Here is a 15,709-nt window from a genome sequence, read left to right as displayed (position 1 = left end):
TAATGTTTGAGAATCCGATAGCAGAGGCTGGATTCATACGAATTGCAATCCTAGTAAAAATCAATAGCTCTCGACCTTAGAGCTCTTAATTATTCAACACAGCAATACGACCGAAATATTTATATTCGACAATTGCCTTAATTTGTTTGGGCAAAAGCCGGACGCGTTCCCACCTCCGACACCCGCCTTTTGCCTCCTATCTTCCCAATTCTCTCAACGCTCTTAGCGATAACTTGCTCGAGCAGTCACGCTATGCGCTCCTGTCGAGCGAGTGAGTGCATTCAGCAACCGGCATACGGCGAGGTTGCAATAAATAGAGCGTTCTCTCAGATATCGCACTATCTTCAATCCTCGCAGTATGCCCTGAGCTTCCTCTCAAGCCGCTCCACCTGCTCGACAGCTGTGCCTGTGTATCTGTGTGGATCGAGCAGCTCTCTGAGCTCATCCTCGCCGATGTATTTCGTGACAGTTCCATCCTCTAGGAGGACATCGAGCAGCTCACGCCTCTCCTCAAACGCCCTCATCGATGCCTTCCTCAGTATCTCATGAGATGTCTGCCTGCCAGCGCCCCTCTTCGCCAGCTCAACCATGACAGCCTCAGCCATGTTCAGACCCTTGAGCAGGGTGAGGTTTCTCTCGACGTTCTCCTTTCGTATCCTGAGCCCTTTCAGAATCCTGATGGTGAGATTGAGTATGTGATCTGTGAGCACGAAGGCCTCAGGGAATATGACGCGCTCGCAGCTGGAGTTTGTGAGATCCCTCTCATCCCAGAGCGGTATGTTCGCAAACGCTGGCTCAACCTGTGCTCTGACAACCCTCGCAAGGCCACAGACCTGCTCAGATCTTATCGGATTTCTCTTGTGCGGCATTGTGCTGGAACCTACCTGCTTCTTGCCGAAGCTCTCCTCCACCTCCCCGATCTCTGTCCTCTGTAGAGTCCTGATCTCCACGCAGATCTTGTCGAGCGTGGAGGCGATGAGGGCCAGGAGACATATGACCTCTGCGTGGCGATCCCTCTGCACGACCTGGTTGGAGACATCGACCTCATTGAGCCCGAGGATCTCCATGACCCTGCGCTGTATGGTCATGCCGTGGGGGCCGAATGCTGCCTGTGTCCCAACGGCACCGCTGATCTTCCCGACCGCAGCCCTGGGCCGTATCTCCCTGAGCCTCTCGATGTGGCGGGAGACCTCTGAGGCCCATATCGCAAACCTCAGCCCATAGGTCGTTGGTACAGCCATCTGTCCATGTGTCCTACCGGCGCATACGAGATCCTTGTTTTCCAGGGCCATCTCCAGGAGGACTCTGAGCAGCTCCCTGAGCTTCGACTCGATGATCTCCAGGGATGCTTTGAGCTGCAGGCCTGTTGCTGTATCCAGAATATCATTCGATGTCGCGCCGAGATGTATCCACTCCCCGTAATCGCAGGCCTCAGCCATCGCCAGGACCACTGCCATCATGTCATGCCCTATCTCGGCCTCGATCTCCTTTGCCCGCTGGGGCGATGCGATCTCCGCTGCCCTCGATATCGCATCTGCGGCTCCCCTCGGGATGAGGCCGACCTCCTCCTCTGCCCTGGCAAGGGCTGCCTCCACCCTGAAGAGCATCCTGATCCTGTAATCCTCCTCCCAGATCGCCTTCATCTCCGGCGTCCCGTACCTGTAATCTATTGGATGTATCGGCATGCTTCTGCAGGTGAATGTGCTATGTTAAAGGAGTTTACGGAATCTGGTGATTGTCAAACACGCCGGCCTGAAGACGGGAGTCTCAGTTGCGCGCAGATGATCCTGTGAGCTCAGAGGTGCACCATCCAGACATCTCCCAAAGTTAAGGCGCATGGAGCTGAAGCAACTGATTACTGAGCACTGGTCTTTTCTTAGATGACGATATCGATCGCCTCATTTTCTTCTCACTGATCACAGGCAGTTTGGATCTCAGGATCCACCCAGAATGAGCCAACTTTTATATTTCATCAGCTCACAATATATTTGTCGGTTGCGCTCCCTGCTGTGCAGCATGTGGCGCATCGAGCCATTGCAAGCTATGGAGGACCACACTCATGAGTAGAAACCTGGCCGCATGGGATGTACGTGAGGAGGATTTTCCGTCACAGGGAAGCATGTATGATAAGCTGAAATTTGTCCTGAGGTATGCGGTTCTCGCCCCATCAGGCCCAAACACACAGCCATGGAAGTTCTCAATCAGAGACAGCAGCATATCTGTGATATTTGACAGGTCCAGAACACTCCCCGCAGTCGATCCGACGCACAGGACCGCATACATAAGTTTGGGCTGTGCGGTGGCAAATATCCTAATCGCTGCGGAGCACTTCAATCTGGGTTACAGGATTGAATGCTTCCCCGACGGCATGGACGCGGATCGCATCGCTCTGATCAGCTTTTCAGAGGGTCTCACTGAGAGAAGGTTCCCCGACCTGTTCAGACAGATAACAGAGAGGCACACGAATCGAAGCAGGTTTGAGGATAGGGAGATCGAGCCTGAGAAGCTTCAGAGGATGAAAGAGCTCGTGGAGAAAGATGGCTTCAGGCTTGACATAATGACAGATCCGGAGGGCAAGAGCCGGATGGCAGATATACTCGCGCGCGCACACAAAATACAGCTCGGGAATAAGGAGTTCAGGAGGGAGCTGGCATCCTGGATAAGACCCAACACCTCGGATGCGTACGACGGGCTGCCTGGCTATGCATTTGGCTATTCTGATTTCGAGTCGTATCTTGGAAAGTTTATATTCGGAACATTTGACACATCCTGGTCGAGGGCCAGAAAGGAGTCAGCTCTAATGAGAGAATCTCCTGCGGTTGGAGTTCTATCATCGAACTCAGAGGACAGGCTCACGTGGGTCAGGCTGGGCGTCACCTTCGAGAAGCTGTTCCTCCTGGCCACAGAGATGGACGTGCGCTTCGATCTCTTCAGCCAGCCTATAGCAATAGATGAGCTCAGAGAAGAGATGGCGAAGTTTCTTGGCGTAAGATATCCACAGCTGCTCATACGCATGGGATACGCTCCGCCGACAAGACATACTCCGAGACGGCCGGTGGAGATGGTGCTCGTGGAATGAGCGTTGTGGGGCTGTGATTCTGAAGCAATAATCACAGGCAGCATCATATCCATAGAGGAGAGTCATGTGAAGGCAGCAGATCTGATCCTGGGACACATAGAGGAGAAACGACAAGCTCTGTGGATCTGATTGAGATGCGTGTCATTGATCTGGCATCAGCTTCCATATCGAGCAGATCAAAGCTCTTGGATCAGCAAGCGGATAACTGGATCTCACGCATCTCCAATCTCGAGATGAGAGATCGGATTGCTTCTGCGATTTGAGAAACCATATGCATATGAGGGAAGGAAAGGCTGATTAGCTGTGCTGCACATCTGCACAGTGGGGAGGATCATGACCAGTGATGTTTACTTTGCGGATATCAGAGCCAGGAGCGATAGTGAGAACAAGCTCGAGAAGATCAGGAGACTTTTCAGCGCTGCCGGTTTCGATAAAATTCTCGATAAAGGTGATCTCACTGCCATAAAGCTCCACTTCGGCGAGGTGGGTAACGATACTTACATCAGCCCCGTCTTTGTGCGTGAGGTCGTGAAGCTTGTGAAGGAGAGAGGCGCGCGGCCGTTCCTGACGGACACGAACACGCTCTACAGCGGCGGCCGTGGGAACTCGGTTGACCACACCAGGACGGCGATAGAGCATGGCTTCGCTTATGCTGTTGTCGATGCGCCCGTTATAATCGCAGACGGCCTGCGCGGGGGGAACCACATCAGCGTTGATGTTAACCTCAATCACTTCAGGTCTGTGAGGATAGCCGGAGATATCGCCAGCGCCGACAGCATGATCGTCCTCTCGCACTTCAAGGCGCACATCCTCGCCGGCTTCGGCGGGGCGATAAAGAACCTCGGCATGGGATGCGCGCCTCCGATCGGAAAGGCAGAGCAGCACACCGCAAAACCCATGGTGCATAAAGAGAGATGCAAGGGGTGCGGCAGGTGCGTGAAGGCATGCCCGAGATCTGCGATATCTCTGCTTGAAGGGAAAGCCTCCATCGATCTCAGTATCTGTGTCGGCTGCGGTGAGTGCGTCAGGGCATGCCCCGAGAGGGCAATTGACTTCGACTGGGCCATTGCGATACCGCCATTCGTGGAGAGAATGGTCGAGTACGCATACGGAGCTCTTCTCGGTAAATCCGGACGCGTCGGTTTCTTCAACTTTCTGATGGATATAACGCCGGACTGCGACTGCGTGCCGTGGTCCGATGCTCCGGTGGTCCCAGACATAGGAATTCTCGCATCCAGGGATCCGGTTGCCATCGACATGGCCAGCTACGACCTCGTCAACGCTCAGATGGGCCTCGAGAACAGCTACCTGAAGAGCAACAGGAGGCCTGGAGAGGACAAGTTCAGGGGGTGCTGGGAGTCGACAAACGCTCTGCACCAGGTTGTTTATGGGGAGAAGATCGGCCTTGGGACCAGCAGGTACAGACTCATCAGGATCTGATCCCAGGGTTCTCTGTGCGTTCAACGTGAATATCGACTGTGTTCACACCATCACAGGGAAGGAGATCGAGATGCTATCACACCGCATCGATCTCCCGGCCGAAAGATCCGGGGTTCCATCAAAGATCGGTTCTCTGGAGGATCTCATCATATCTATCCTGTATCACATGCGCCGTGGAACAGGCGGCGAGCTAATCATTAAGAGTGAGAAGGTCGCTGATGAGATCGCATCGCTCTTCCCCTGGGAGAGAAGGATGGGAGGGAATGCAGGGAACATCGCAAACGTTCTCGCCGCGCTCGGAGCAGAGCCTGTAGTCAACGTCCCATCCCTGACTCCGCTCCAGGCATCTCTCTTTCATCCAGCGGTCAGGGTTCCGGTCATGGGAAGAGGCGTCTCACTCTCAGATCCCGTGAACGCATCAGAGGAGGGGCAGGAGCTCAGGCACTTCGTGATACAGTACAGGAGCGGTGAGGATCTCGATATTCCTTCGGGAAGATTCACAGCTCCGAGGGATAACAGGATAATCGCGACGTTCGACCCGCTGAATCGAGTGATGCACATAAATCCCTCATTCCGCGCGTTTCTTGAAAAGCCCGCTCCTGATGTGAGGGGTGTGGTGCTTTCGGGGTTTCATCTCGTCCCCTACGAGCTTCACAGGGAGATCTTCGAGGAGCGGCTGGGATCTATGAGTCAGTGGATCTACACAAGATACAGCCACGCTGAGATGGGCAGCTTCGAGCGGCCGGAGGTCATGAGAGCCCTCCTGGAGATCCTGGATGTCGAGAGCATAGGCATGAACGAGGATGAGCTCTCGATGCTGGCGCATTCGGGAGAGGACTGGGAGGAGATCGCAGGGGCTGCGGAGCAGGTCCATGATGAGTTTGATATTCCAAGGGTGTGCGTTCACACCCGGGAGTTCACGGTGAGCATCTCGCCTGAGCCGGTAAAAGAGATCGCGGCGCTGGGGCTGGGCGCGGAGATCGCAGGCAGGCTCGCTGCCACAGGGTGCATTGAAAGATCGGTAAAGCTGAGCGTGAGCGATGAGGGGAGAATGGCGGTGGAGGATCTCGTGCGCGCCGGCGGGAGGAGGGCCGGTCTCGGCGCATTCAAGGAAAAAGATGGATCGAGCGTCTGCGTCCATCCATCCTTCCTGGCGCCTGAGCCTGTGACCACCGTCGGCCTCGGGGACGCGCTGACCGCGGCCACATTCTACATGCTCGTGAAGTCTTCCGCGTCCTGAGAGGGGAGATTACTCCTCCTGGACGAAATGCACGCCGACACGGCGCATTTTGTTCAGGCGCGCGATGTTGAGCAGAAGCGGCGTGAGCCCCTCGACCTGATGCGATACGCTCAGCGGGCCGGCATCGAGTGGCCTGAGATCGCGGATCTTTCTGCACATCTCTGCCACGAGATCCTTAGCAGCTTTATCATCGCCGCATATGGGCACATCGAACCTGAGGATCTTCTCTGCATCCATGAGCGACTTCGCAGGTATCGTGTGAAACGCAGAGACAACCCTCACGCTCTCCGGCAGGGAGTTCTTTACAAGAAACGCTGCACATCCCTCCGGAGGTGGCCTGTACTCGAAGTGGTCCGTCCGGGCCATGGGGACCACAGGCGATATCACGATCTGGTCTGAGTAGCAATCTCTCAGATCAGATGTCACCATGCTCAGGCTCTCTGGAGGAACACAGAGGACGACGACGTCCGAATCCATGATGGCGTTTGCGTTATCTCTTCCATACATCACTGCATCAATGCCCAGAGATCTCATGTATCTGCTGAGCTCAGATGCGCTCTCCTGGGCCCGCTCCGCCTTTCTGGACCCGATGACAACCTCATAATGGGGGGCCCAGCGGACCGCAAATCCATTACCGATATCCCCGGTACCACCGACAAGAGCAACCCTCATGGGCTAGAGGCTGCATATACTGATATTTATTCTTTTCTGAAAAAGAAAGTTGGTATTAATGATGATAGTAGCGAGACGAGCAAAAGATAATAGTAACAAAATACAATAGTAGTATAGATATTAGTGCAGAAAGACGGCTCTCAGAATCCAGGATGAAAGCGCGTATACTGCCATGCCCAGGGCTATTGATAGCCAGACGCCGATGCGTTCGAAGGTGATCATCACCGTCAGCACATAGGCGATCCATGCGGGCGTGAAAAGCAGAAGGCCTCTCGCATACTCACACAGATCAGCGCTGCTCCCCTCCATGGATATCAGTATGAATGTGAGGGCTGTGAGCACGGGAAAAGTGGCGATGAACGCTGATAGCGTCCCGCGGCCTGAGCTGCCGAGATGAACAACGAGCGCTGTGATGGCCCCACCAAGCACGAAGTAGATCAGCAGACGCATGCAACCTCTGTAAGAAGAAGGGATGGCACGAGATGCGAAAGGGAGTAGCAATGAAGGGGGTAATTAAACGCGACCTCGTGCCACATGTACATCTGCCTGCAATGCTCTCGAAGCATTACAGTTATCATTATCATATACCTTCTTCCTTATTAACTTTTAGGTTCTCAATTCTGGGCTGAAGATCTTCCTGCCAGATTTCATGGTTTACGGATTGGATCCGGTCGATTGCCAGGAAAGATCTGGTGCTGTATTCCCAAACATCCCATCAGGCCAGCAGAGAAACCAGATCCCTCAAAGGAGCATCGGTCTTTATACCGACTCCAGTGAAGTGCGTCCTGGAAGCCCTGTAGCCATGCTCAAGCAGATCGGATATGACGGACTCGACCTTCGACGGTGTGATTCTCAGCCTCCTGCAGATCTTATGATGATCGTAGTAGAACGGGACGTCAACCTCCTCAGAGCATAGTAATACTAATCTGTGGGCCCTGCTCTCAGGATCAAGTCTTTTGAGAGCTGCTCTGAGGATATCTTTATCGTGAAGCTGGCCGAGCCAGAGAGGCCCTGCAGTGCAGGTCCTTCCTCCACAGAAGCCGCACGTGCCTGAGGATGTGCAGCCCATGCCCATCCTCAAACTCCAGCCTCCACAACTGAAGCAGTGCTCGACATATCCCATGGACTCGAGGGCCTCATCGGCCTCACGCGCACCTTTTTTTATTCGCAGATGCAGGCGAACATAGTGCTCTGTGGCATACGAGAGCAGGGGTATTCCCCGCCTGTCGGCCCTCGCCATCTCCCGTATTACAGCTCCAATCAGGATCCGCACGCCCATCTCCCTGTGGTACTCGGTATTCAGAGGGACTGCAAGATATTTTCTCATGCCGCTCCGGAGATGTGCCCCGCAGAGTGGGGCGGTATCCGTTGCCGTTATGAAGAGATACGATCTTGCGGAGGATGCTGCAGGAGCGAGGAACTGCGCGGGGGAGCCGAACGGATCGAGATCTATCGTCTCGAACCGTCTCCTGCTCATGATGACACTGGCGCTCTCGCAGGTCACCTCACAGTCTGATACATCATTCAGGGCGAGGTTCTCCCTGATGCGCTGGCATGCTGAAGGGCTGATATCGTTCATCACGACACGCTCGACGCCTGCCTCCTTTCTCACCCTGATGCCACGTATGCCGCTGGCAGAGAACGCATCCAGGTACTCCTTTATTCCGAGCTCTGAGGCCATCGCGACGCAGATATCCCTGTTCGTTCTCATCCTGGGATTGTAGAAGACCCCGTCTGTGTTAACCCTGACCGAGCCCTCCACCGCGATCATCGACAGGCCTCACGCTCAGAATATGTCGCCGTGTATGATCGTCAGCCTTCTCTTCAGGTTTGCCACGGTCTCGATCAGCTCCCTTGGGACATCTCTCTTCTCCTTGGGCCGGTCTGGAAGAGAGAGTGGGGGTCTCCCGATCATCTTCATTATAGCATCGACCCACCACTTCGGGAGCTCCTCCGGCATCTCCTTTCCTCTCAGGGTCTGGAATGCCAGAGTCCATGCGAGCGGCACAACCTCCAGGTTGTAGCCGCCACCGCCCAGAGCGAGCATCCTCCCATTCGCGTACTCATCTGTGAGCTCTTTTATCCTCCTGACGAGATAGCCGTAGCCCTCAAGCGTGAGATCGAGGCTCGCGAGAGGATCTGCATAGTGAGTATCGGCGCCGAGCTGCGCGACGACCGCATCAGGTTTGAACCACCTGAAGAGCGCGGGGATTACGGACTCAAAGGCATATCTGTAGCATTCATCATCCGCATTCAGCGGCATCGGTATGTTCGCGGAGTAGCCATACCCGTCTCCGCTGCCGATCTCGTCCACGAAGCCGGTTCCTGGAAAGAGGTACTTTCCAGATTCATGTATGGATATGGTCAGGACTGATGGATCCTCGTAGAAGATGTACTGCACGCCATCGCCGTGATGTGCATCGATATCTATGTAGAGGACTCTGTCGAATCGTTTCCTCAATGTGCGGATTCCGAGGGCGCAATCGTTGAAGACGCAGAATCCTGCCGCTCTGGCCGGAAACGCGTGATGAAGCCCGCCGGCCAGGTTGAACGCCACACAGGGCTCTGATGCAACACGCTTCGCGGCCTCGATGCTGGCTCCGGCGATCAGCGCGCTCGCGTCATAGATCCCAGGGAATATGGGAGTATCAGGCTCATCCAGGCCGAGCGCTGGATCTGGTCGCTCATCCCTCACCGCCTGTATATACCCAGGATCGTGGACCATGAGGAGGTCGCTCTCGCTCGCATAGTACGGCTCCAGAACCTCTGTGTCGTATCCGAGGAAGAACCCATACTCCTCGATCATCCTGTAGGTGAGCATGATCCGCGCTGGCTGCAGCGGGTGTTCAGGGCCGAAGCTGTAGCCCATGAACATATCTGTATAGTATAGATAGATCATTTATAGCCCTTTTCCACCAGACCTTCGCTCCAGTAGTTATCACATCTGGGGCAATAGTATATAGTTTCAACGATTATCTTCTTCCAGCTCTTGGAATCGAGAGCCCTCCGCAGCTCCTTGGGCATGCACTCGTTCCCGCATTTCGGGCAGAACGGGACGAACTGGTCGAGCACGCTCTGGTCTTCCTCCAACTCTGCGACCTCCTTCTCGCCTGGGATCCGAACAGGTTTTGTGGTATGCGAAGATCCGATTGGATATAAGCTATGCGCATACTGTGGGATGTGATCAGGACTTCTGAAGCCCCGGATCTGCTGAATCCGGCCCCTCTGGAATGCTAAAAGCAGTCACAAACCTTTTTATATATGGTTTATCCTCTAGACTGAGGATGTCCGAGACCAGCATATATGTAGTCAAGACAACCGCAAATCAGGAGCGAGCGGTCGCGAATCTGGTCGCCCAGATAGCGAGAAAGGAGAAGCTGGACATACGGGCAATACTCGTTCCTGATGTGCTGAAGGGCTACGTATTGGTGGAGGCTTCGGCCCCAGAGATAGTGGAGCAGGCTATCCAGGGGGTTCCACATGCGCGCTCTGTGATAAAAGGCGCATCCAGCTTCGCAGAGATTGAGCACTTCCTGACGCCAAAGCCTGCAGTCGTTGGCATAAGCGAGGGCGCCATTGTGGAGCTGATCTCCGGGCCGTTCAAGGGCGAGATGGCCAGGGTGAAGCGGGTCGACTCGGCCAAAGAGGAGATAACCGTGGAGCTCTTCGAGGCCATGGTGCCCATACCCATAACGGTCAGAGGAGATCATGTAAGAGTCCTTAGCAAAGAAGAGGCTCAGAGGTGAACAATATTGGCTAATGTCGTCGAGGCGCTGGTATCAGGTGGCAAGGCAACTGCTGGACCGCCCCTTGGCCCGGCGCTTGGACCTCTCGGTGTCAATGTAGCAGCTGTTGTCGCCAAGATAAACGAGCTGACCAAAGATCTGAACGGCATGCAGGTTCCTGTGAAGATAAAGGTGAAGAGCAGGACCGAGTTCGAGATAGAGGTCGGCACACCTCCAACCTCGGCGCTCATACTGAAGGAGGCCGGGGTTGAGAAGGGCAGCGGTGACAAGAAGAGCTTTGCTGGTAACATATCGATGGATCAGGTGATAAAGATCGCAGAGATAAAGAGAAGGAACCTTCTCTCGAAGAACCTGAAGAGCGCGGTCAGAGAGATCGTGGGAACCTGTGGCTCCTTGGGGATAAAGATAGATGGTATGACCTCAAAAGAGGTGCAGCAGGCGCTCGCGTCTGGCAGCTACGACCACCTCTTTGAGGCGAAGTCCTAAATTGCGATCTTTGGAGCCGTAGAAGACCAAAAGTCGTGGACTACGGATGATCTGAATGAAAGAGAATATCGAAGAGGCAGTCAAAAAGGCGATCTCTGAGGCCCCGCCCAGGGGCTTCAAGGAGAGCGTCGATCTTGCCATAAATCTCCATAACATAGATCTGACACAGCCCGGCAACAGGATCGATACTGAAGTTATACTGCCACACGGGCGTGGAAGGCCAAATAGAATCGCGGTTTTCGCAGCTGGAGATACTGCGCTCAAGGCGAAGGGCGCTGGCGCTGACTACGTGATACCTCCAGAGGAGCTGAAGCTTCTGGGGGAGAACAGGAAGAACGCGAGAAAGCTGGCGGATGAATACGATTTCTTCATAGCCGAGACGCAGTTCATGCCAGTCATCGGTAAGACCCTCGGACCCATTCTCGGCAAACGTGGAAAGATGCCCACGCCACTTCCGCCCAATGCGGATGTCACCCAGATGGTCACGAGGCTCAAGAACATCGTCAGGATAAGATCCAGAGACAGGCCGACATTCCACATCGCTGTGGGCAGGAGAGACATGGACGCCAGGCAGCTTGCAGAGAACATAGAGTCCGTAATCACAAAGCTGGAGCAGACCCTGAAGGACGGTCGTCACAACCTGAAGTCAGTGTATGTCAAGACGACGATGGGGCCGGCGGTAAGGGTGATCTAGATGTCAGCAGATGTTCGCCACGTTGCTCGCGTGCCTGAATGGAAGCTGAGAGAGGTTGACGAGCTCGTGGAGCGGATAAGGAGCAGTCGCGTTGTAGGCGTTGCGTGTATACGCGAGCTTCCGGCAAGTGAGTTTCAGAGGATTCGCGGCATCCTGAGACCCCTCTCTGAGGTAAGGGTTGTCAACAACAACATTGCCCGGAGGGCTATACTGAAATCCGATGAATCGCTCAGGCCGCTCGCAGATTACATCGAGGACCAGACAGCGCTGATATTCTCCGATGCGAATCCGTTTGCGCTCAAGAGGATGCTGGACGCGGAGAAGCGCCCGATGCCCATAAAGGCAGGCGCCGTCGCCCCCATGGATATAGTGGTCGAGAGCGGCGAGACCTCTTTCTCGCCAGGACCGATGGTCGGAAAGCTCCAGAGCGCTGGAATACCTGCCGCCATAAAAGGCGGCAAGGTCGTGATAAACCAGAGGGTTGTGCTCGCGAAGAAGGGCGATGTGATATCTCCCAAGGTGGCGGAAGTCCTCCAGCTAATGGAGATATATCCGAAGCTCGTGGGACTGGAGCTCCGGGCCGCTTACAGCGACAGGCTGGTTTTCGCCGCAGAGGATCTCACACTGGACACGGATGCAGTTCTGAGGGATATATCCGAGGCTGCTGGAAAGGCGCTTGCCTTCGCGGTCGAGGTGGCCTATGTGACGCCTCAGACTGTGATCCCGATCGTTCAGCGTGCAGCATCCAGGGCGAGGTATCTGGTGGCCGAGCGCGGTATACCCGTCCCCGGCATGATAGATCTTGTCATAATGAAGGCACATGCCAATGCTCAGGCGATTGCAGGCTTGATGTCTGCCACTGAAGTGGCGCCGGAGCAGAAGCAGGTCGAAGAGGTTGAAGAGGTAGAGGAGAAGAAGGAAGAGGAGGACGCAGCCGCGGGGCTGGGTTCTCTGTTTGGTTAGAGAAAGGTGAGTTTAATGGAATACATATATGCAGCACTGTTACTACATAGCTCAGGCAAGGAAGTAAGCGATGATGGCATAAAGAAGGTCCTAGAGGCAGCGGGTGTGACGCCCGATGAGGTCAGGATCAAGGCCCTGGTCTCGGCGCTTGAGGGCGTTGATATCGACAAGGTCCTCTCCCAGGCGACCGCCATGCCGGTAGCAGCTGCCGCGCCAGCTGCATCTGCCGCAGGGACCGAAGCAAAGAAGCCTGCAGCCAAGGCAGAGGAAGAGGAGAAAAAGGAAGAGGCCGAGGAGAGCGGAATCGAGGGCCTCGGAGCGCTCTTCGGTTAATCCGCCCCCAACAGGGCGGACTGCTCTTTTTCAGTTTTTAGCATCTCTCTCGAATCACCATATCGCTATGCCGAAGTACGCTGCTATGAACTTCACCGAGACGTACAGGAAGTAGAGCCCGAAGATGAGCTTGAGCGTATTCGGCCTGAACCTCTTTATCACAGCAGCTCCGACCTGCGCTCCCACGATCGTTCCGGCTGCGAGGATTAACGCGGTCGTGAGCGCGACGAACCCCTGTGCGAGCTTTATTCCTCCTGCAACAACAGCCATCGGAATCATGACTGCCAGGGATGTTCCCATGGTGATGTAGACTGGTGCGCCGAAGAGGTATATCAGTCCCGGGACGAGCGCATATCCTCCGCCCAGCCCCACTATTCCAGTCAGAACGCCGATCGCAAAGCCGAAGACCGCAAAGCCGCTGCTCCCACCTGGGATAGCATTTCCCTCCTGCTTGGGCTTGCTGCGGCCGATGCCCTCGTAGATCATCCTGATCGCTGGCAGCAGAAATGCCAGACCCAGAATAAGCTGAAGGAGATCTATGTGCCCGACCAGAATCGTGAAGAGCCAGGAGCCGAAGATCACGCCAAGAATACCGCCGCCGGCGAGCCAGAGAGTTGCTCTTCTGTCCAGATTTTTCCGGATGAGGTGGCCGTAGCCCCCTGAGGTGGCGGTGAAGATGACCGCAAAGATCGTCGTGCCAATCGCGATGGGCGCTGGGTAGCCCATCCAGAAATGTATCACCGGGAGCATGATGCTGCATCCGCCGGTTCCAATCAATCCGCCGAGGAAACCAGCTGCAAGGCCAACCACAATCAGCAATACGCCTCTCAGAGGAGTCAGCAGCGGCACGCCGCTCAGCCTGTCCCCTCCGGAAAGGTACGACCATATCGCAAGAGCCGTTATAACAACCAGAAGTACGATTACTGGCCTGTATACCTGCCAAAATCTTCCATTCATATCGCATCCCTCCAGACAGCACCAGAGATGCTGCCATGTGTGGCGTGCAGCCACAATTTATGAATCGATTTTTCTCGATTTAAATCTTTGCTATCCTGGGATATTGTAACGCGCAAATTCACACTGTTATCATTAACAGTGTTACCTAAACGCTATTGTGATCAGCTATACAGACAAACGGATAAGCAGTTTTTTAGAGGACACATCTGAGAAAATAAAAATTATCTGTAAAAACTAATAGACTTTGCATCTCGAAAACTTTAAATCGAAAAGTGTTGATTTGAATTTGGTGAAAGCATGGCATGGCTTGTTGGCTACCCGAGGGAGAAGATAACCTGGCATCCCACAATAGATCGCGAAAAGTGTGTGAAGTGCGGGATGTGCATGAATTGTATGAGGGATGTGTATGACTGGACAGAGGATGGGCCTGTGGTTGCAAGGCCAAATCAATGCGTTGTTGGCTGCACTACCTGCGCCAATCTCTGCATGGGCGAGGCGATATCATTCCCGGATATAAAGCTTGTCAGGGAGATATACAAGCGGGAGCACATCTGGGCGAAGGTGAAGAAACAGCTCGAGGAGGAGGGGAAACTGAGACCGAGGTAGAGCCATATTTGCAAATAATAGCAAGGTCTGACATTCCTGGCCGGTCATCAGGGCGCAGCTCCAGTCTTGAAATGCACATGAACCTGGAAAGGTTCACAAGGTTTATCTTTGGGAGAGCGAAGCGAGAGGACCCCGCCCTTAGGATGAGAGCGAAGCCCCCCTTCGGGGCGATATCTATATTAAATGACGACGACTAATTTTACTTCAAGAGATGATCTAGGAAGGCAGGAAGTGCCGCCTGGGGATCTATCACATATGAGACTGGGAGCGCAGTCTCTGGCGGTGAGCCTAGAAGCTACGCCCTTCAGGGCGGGGAGCGTTCGCATCCGATCGCTTAATAAAAATAGACTGCTGCTATCTGCGGTCGGTCACATAGACAGCTGCCATCTCTGGGGAGTCGTTGGTGAGCTTGGTGGGCGGACTCAAAACCGCACCAAACTATCGACTGCGATGATGCAGTTCCTCTGTGCCAAAGCGTATCTATAAAGCCGCCGGGCATTTTGACGTTCGGTAAGTATTCTGCGCAACGAAACTGCCGATCGATATCCTGAGGTCGGGACCGCAGCGCACGTCGTACTGCCTGAAGCCGCATGGCCCTGGCAGCGCGAGCAGCAGTCCAGAAATTGGGGGATCTCGTATGAGCTGCACAACTGAGATTGATTTTGGGATGCCTCTCCTCGGGGACAGGCTTCCGAGAATGGAGGTGAGGACCACACATGGTCCGATGACTCTGCCGGATGATCTCGCAGGCAAATGGTTTGTTCTCTTCAGCCATCCTGCAGACTTCACGCCCGTATGCACCACGGAGTTCATAGCGTTCCAGAAGAGGAGGGAGGACTTCAAGAAGCTCAACTGCGAGCTCATAGGCCTCTCAGTAGATCAGGTCTTCTCCCACATGAAGTGGACCGAGTGGATCAGGGAGAAGATGGGGGTTGAGATAAAGTTCCCGATCATAGCGGACACTGGAGAGGTCGCCGATCTGCTCGGCATGATCCATCCCGGCAAGGGATCGAACACTGTGAGAGCTGTATTCATAGTGGACCCGAGCGGAATAATAAGGCTGATGCTCTACTACCCTCAGGAGGTTGGGAGGAACATAGACGAGGTTCTCAGGGTGGTGGAGGCTCTGCAGGTTGTGGACAAGAACAAGGTGGCAACGCCGGCCAACTGGCCGAACAACGATCTCATAGGCGATGAGGTCATCATACCGCCGCCAACAGACGAGAAGAGCGCAAAGGAAAGGCTCAAGATGTACGACTGCTACGACTGGTGGTTCTGCCACAAGAAGATATCAAGATGAGGTGTCATAGAGACGTGCCCGCTGGGCAGGGATCGATCAGCAAGGTCATGGCGCGAACGCGTGAAGCATCCTTTTTATTATGTCGCGTCCGCTGTGGTCCTTGCATCACATCATCTGATCCCACCACAGGCCGGAGAATCCGGCAGTGGATGCTTGGACATTCATTTATTTTAACTTAATCACAGGAAGAGCG

General features: G+C 54.4%; 17 protein-coding genes. 10 read left to right on the top strand and 7 right to left on the bottom strand.

What is annotated here, in order from left to right; all coding sequences use genetic code 11:
- Positions 1–344: 344 nt before the first annotated feature.
- Positions 345–1,685, bottom strand: coding sequence for an adenylosuccinate lyase (purB, locus tag NQU42_RS00910; protein WP_296608259.1), 1,341 nt, complete (start codon positions 1,683–1,685; stop codon positions 345–347).
- Positions 1,686–2,059: 374 nt separating this feature from the next.
- On the opposite strand from purB, the gene NQU42_RS00905 reads away from it, so the two are divergent.
- The 3 genes from NQU42_RS00905 (at position 2,060) to NQU42_RS00895 (ending at position 5,759) form a co-directional block, all read left to right on the top strand.
- Complete coding sequence (locus tag NQU42_RS00905) at positions 2,060–3,079, top strand: hypothetical protein (RefSeq protein ID WP_296608258.1); 1,020 nt, start codon at positions 2,060–2,062, stop codon at positions 3,077–3,079.
- Positions 3,080–3,412: 333 nt separating this feature from the next.
- On the top strand, positions 3,413–4,519 hold the full coding sequence (locus tag NQU42_RS00900; protein WP_296608256.1) for a DUF362 domain-containing protein: 1,107 nt from the start codon (positions 3,413–3,415) through the stop codon (positions 4,517–4,519).
- Positions 4,485–5,759 (top strand): ADP-dependent glucokinase/phosphofructokinase, encoded by a 1,275-nt coding sequence (locus NQU42_RS00895; RefSeq protein ID WP_296608254.1) that lies wholly within the window; start codon positions 4,485–4,487, stop codon positions 5,757–5,759. The genes NQU42_RS00900 and NQU42_RS00895 overlap by 35 nt, the downstream gene beginning before the upstream one ends.
- A 9-nt stretch (positions 5,760–5,768) precedes the next feature.
- Here the strand turns inward: NQU42_RS00895 and npdG are convergent, their stop codons facing one another.
- The 5 genes from npdG to NQU42_RS00870 form a co-directional block, all read right to left on the bottom strand.
- The gene (gene npdG / locus NQU42_RS00890) at positions 5,769–6,431 is read right to left on the bottom strand and encodes an NADPH-dependent F420 reductase (RefSeq protein ID WP_296608253.1); all 663 of its coding nucleotides are present in this window, start codon (positions 6,429–6,431) and stop codon (positions 5,769–5,771) included.
- Positions 6,432–6,551: 120 nt separating this feature from the next.
- Positions 6,552–6,881 (bottom strand): hypothetical protein, encoded by a 330-nt coding sequence (locus NQU42_RS00885; RefSeq protein WP_296608252.1) that lies wholly within the window; start codon positions 6,879–6,881, stop codon positions 6,552–6,554.
- 265 nt (positions 6,882–7,146) lie between these two features.
- Entirely contained in the window at positions 7,147–8,202 is a 1,056-nt protein-coding gene (locus NQU42_RS00880; protein ID WP_296608250.1) for a tRNA (guanine(10)-N(2))-dimethyltransferase, read from the bottom strand.
- 15 nt (positions 8,203–8,217) lie between these two features.
- Positions 8,218–9,306, bottom strand: coding sequence for an acetoin utilization protein AcuC (locus NQU42_RS00875; protein ID WP_296608249.1), 1,089 nt, complete (start codon positions 9,304–9,306; stop codon positions 8,218–8,220).
- 20 nt (positions 9,307–9,326) lie between these two features.
- A complete protein-coding gene (locus tag NQU42_RS00870) occupies positions 9,327–9,521 on the bottom strand; it encodes a hypothetical protein (RefSeq protein WP_296608247.1) in 195 nt (64 codons plus the stop codon).
- Positions 9,522–9,715: 194 nt separating this feature from the next.
- Here NQU42_RS00870 and NQU42_RS00865 point away from each other — a divergent pair, with 194 nt between their 5' ends.
- Genes NQU42_RS00865 through rpl12p form a run of 5 tightly spaced genes read left to right on the top strand, consistent with a single transcriptional unit; the run spans position 9,716 to position 12,653 of the window.
- Positions 9,716–10,177: a transcription elongation factor Spt5 gene (locus NQU42_RS00865; RefSeq protein WP_296608246.1), complete on the top strand. Its 462-nt coding sequence runs from the start codon at positions 9,716–9,718 to the stop codon at positions 10,175–10,177.
- Positions 10,178–10,180: 3 nt separating this feature from the next.
- Positions 10,181–10,663: a 50S ribosomal protein L11 gene (locus NQU42_RS00860; protein ID WP_366069953.1), complete on the top strand. Its 483-nt coding sequence runs from the start codon at positions 10,181–10,183 to the stop codon at positions 10,661–10,663.
- A 55-nt stretch (positions 10,664–10,718) separates the two neighbouring features.
- On the top strand, positions 10,719–11,357 hold the full coding sequence (locus tag NQU42_RS00855; protein WP_296608242.1) for a 50S ribosomal protein L1: 639 nt from the start codon (positions 10,719–10,721) through the stop codon (positions 11,355–11,357).
- Positions 11,358–12,320: a 50S ribosomal protein L10 gene (locus NQU42_RS00850; RefSeq protein WP_296608240.1), complete on the top strand. Its 963-nt coding sequence runs from the start codon at positions 11,358–11,360 to the stop codon at positions 12,318–12,320.
- Between the two features lie 15 nt (positions 12,321–12,335).
- The gene (rpl12p, locus tag NQU42_RS00845) at positions 12,336–12,653 is read left to right on the top strand and encodes a 50S ribosomal protein P1 (RefSeq protein ID WP_296608239.1); all 318 of its coding nucleotides are present in this window, start codon (positions 12,336–12,338) and stop codon (positions 12,651–12,653) included.
- A 54-nt stretch (positions 12,654–12,707) separates the two neighbouring features.
- Here the strand turns inward: rpl12p and NQU42_RS00840 are convergent, their stop codons facing one another.
- A complete protein-coding gene (locus NQU42_RS00840) occupies positions 12,708–13,610 on the bottom strand; it encodes a sulfite exporter TauE/SafE family protein (RefSeq protein ID WP_296608237.1) in 903 nt (300 codons plus the stop codon).
- Between the two features lie 297 nt (positions 13,611–13,907).
- Between NQU42_RS00840 and NQU42_RS00835 the strand changes: the two genes are divergently transcribed.
- Together NQU42_RS00835 and NQU42_RS00830 are read left to right on the top strand one after the other, a co-directional pair.
- Positions 13,908–14,216, top strand: a complete 309-nt coding sequence (locus NQU42_RS00835; RefSeq protein ID WP_296608236.1) for a ferredoxin family protein — start codon at positions 13,908–13,910, stop codon at positions 14,214–14,216.
- A gap of 637 nt (positions 14,217–14,853) precedes the next feature.
- Positions 14,854–15,516: a peroxiredoxin gene (locus NQU42_RS00830; RefSeq protein WP_296608234.1), complete on the top strand. Its 663-nt coding sequence runs from the start codon at positions 14,854–14,856 to the stop codon at positions 15,514–15,516.
- Positions 15,517–15,709: the final 193 nt, after the last annotated feature.

It is taken from the genome of Methanothrix sp., from assembly GCF_024518575.1.
Taxonomy (GTDB): Archaea; Halobacteriota; Methanosarcinia; order Methanotrichales; family Methanotrichaceae; genus Methanothrix_B.
The sequence above is the reverse complement of the archived record's forward strand: the minus strand, read 5'-3'. Positions and strand labels throughout refer to the sequence as shown.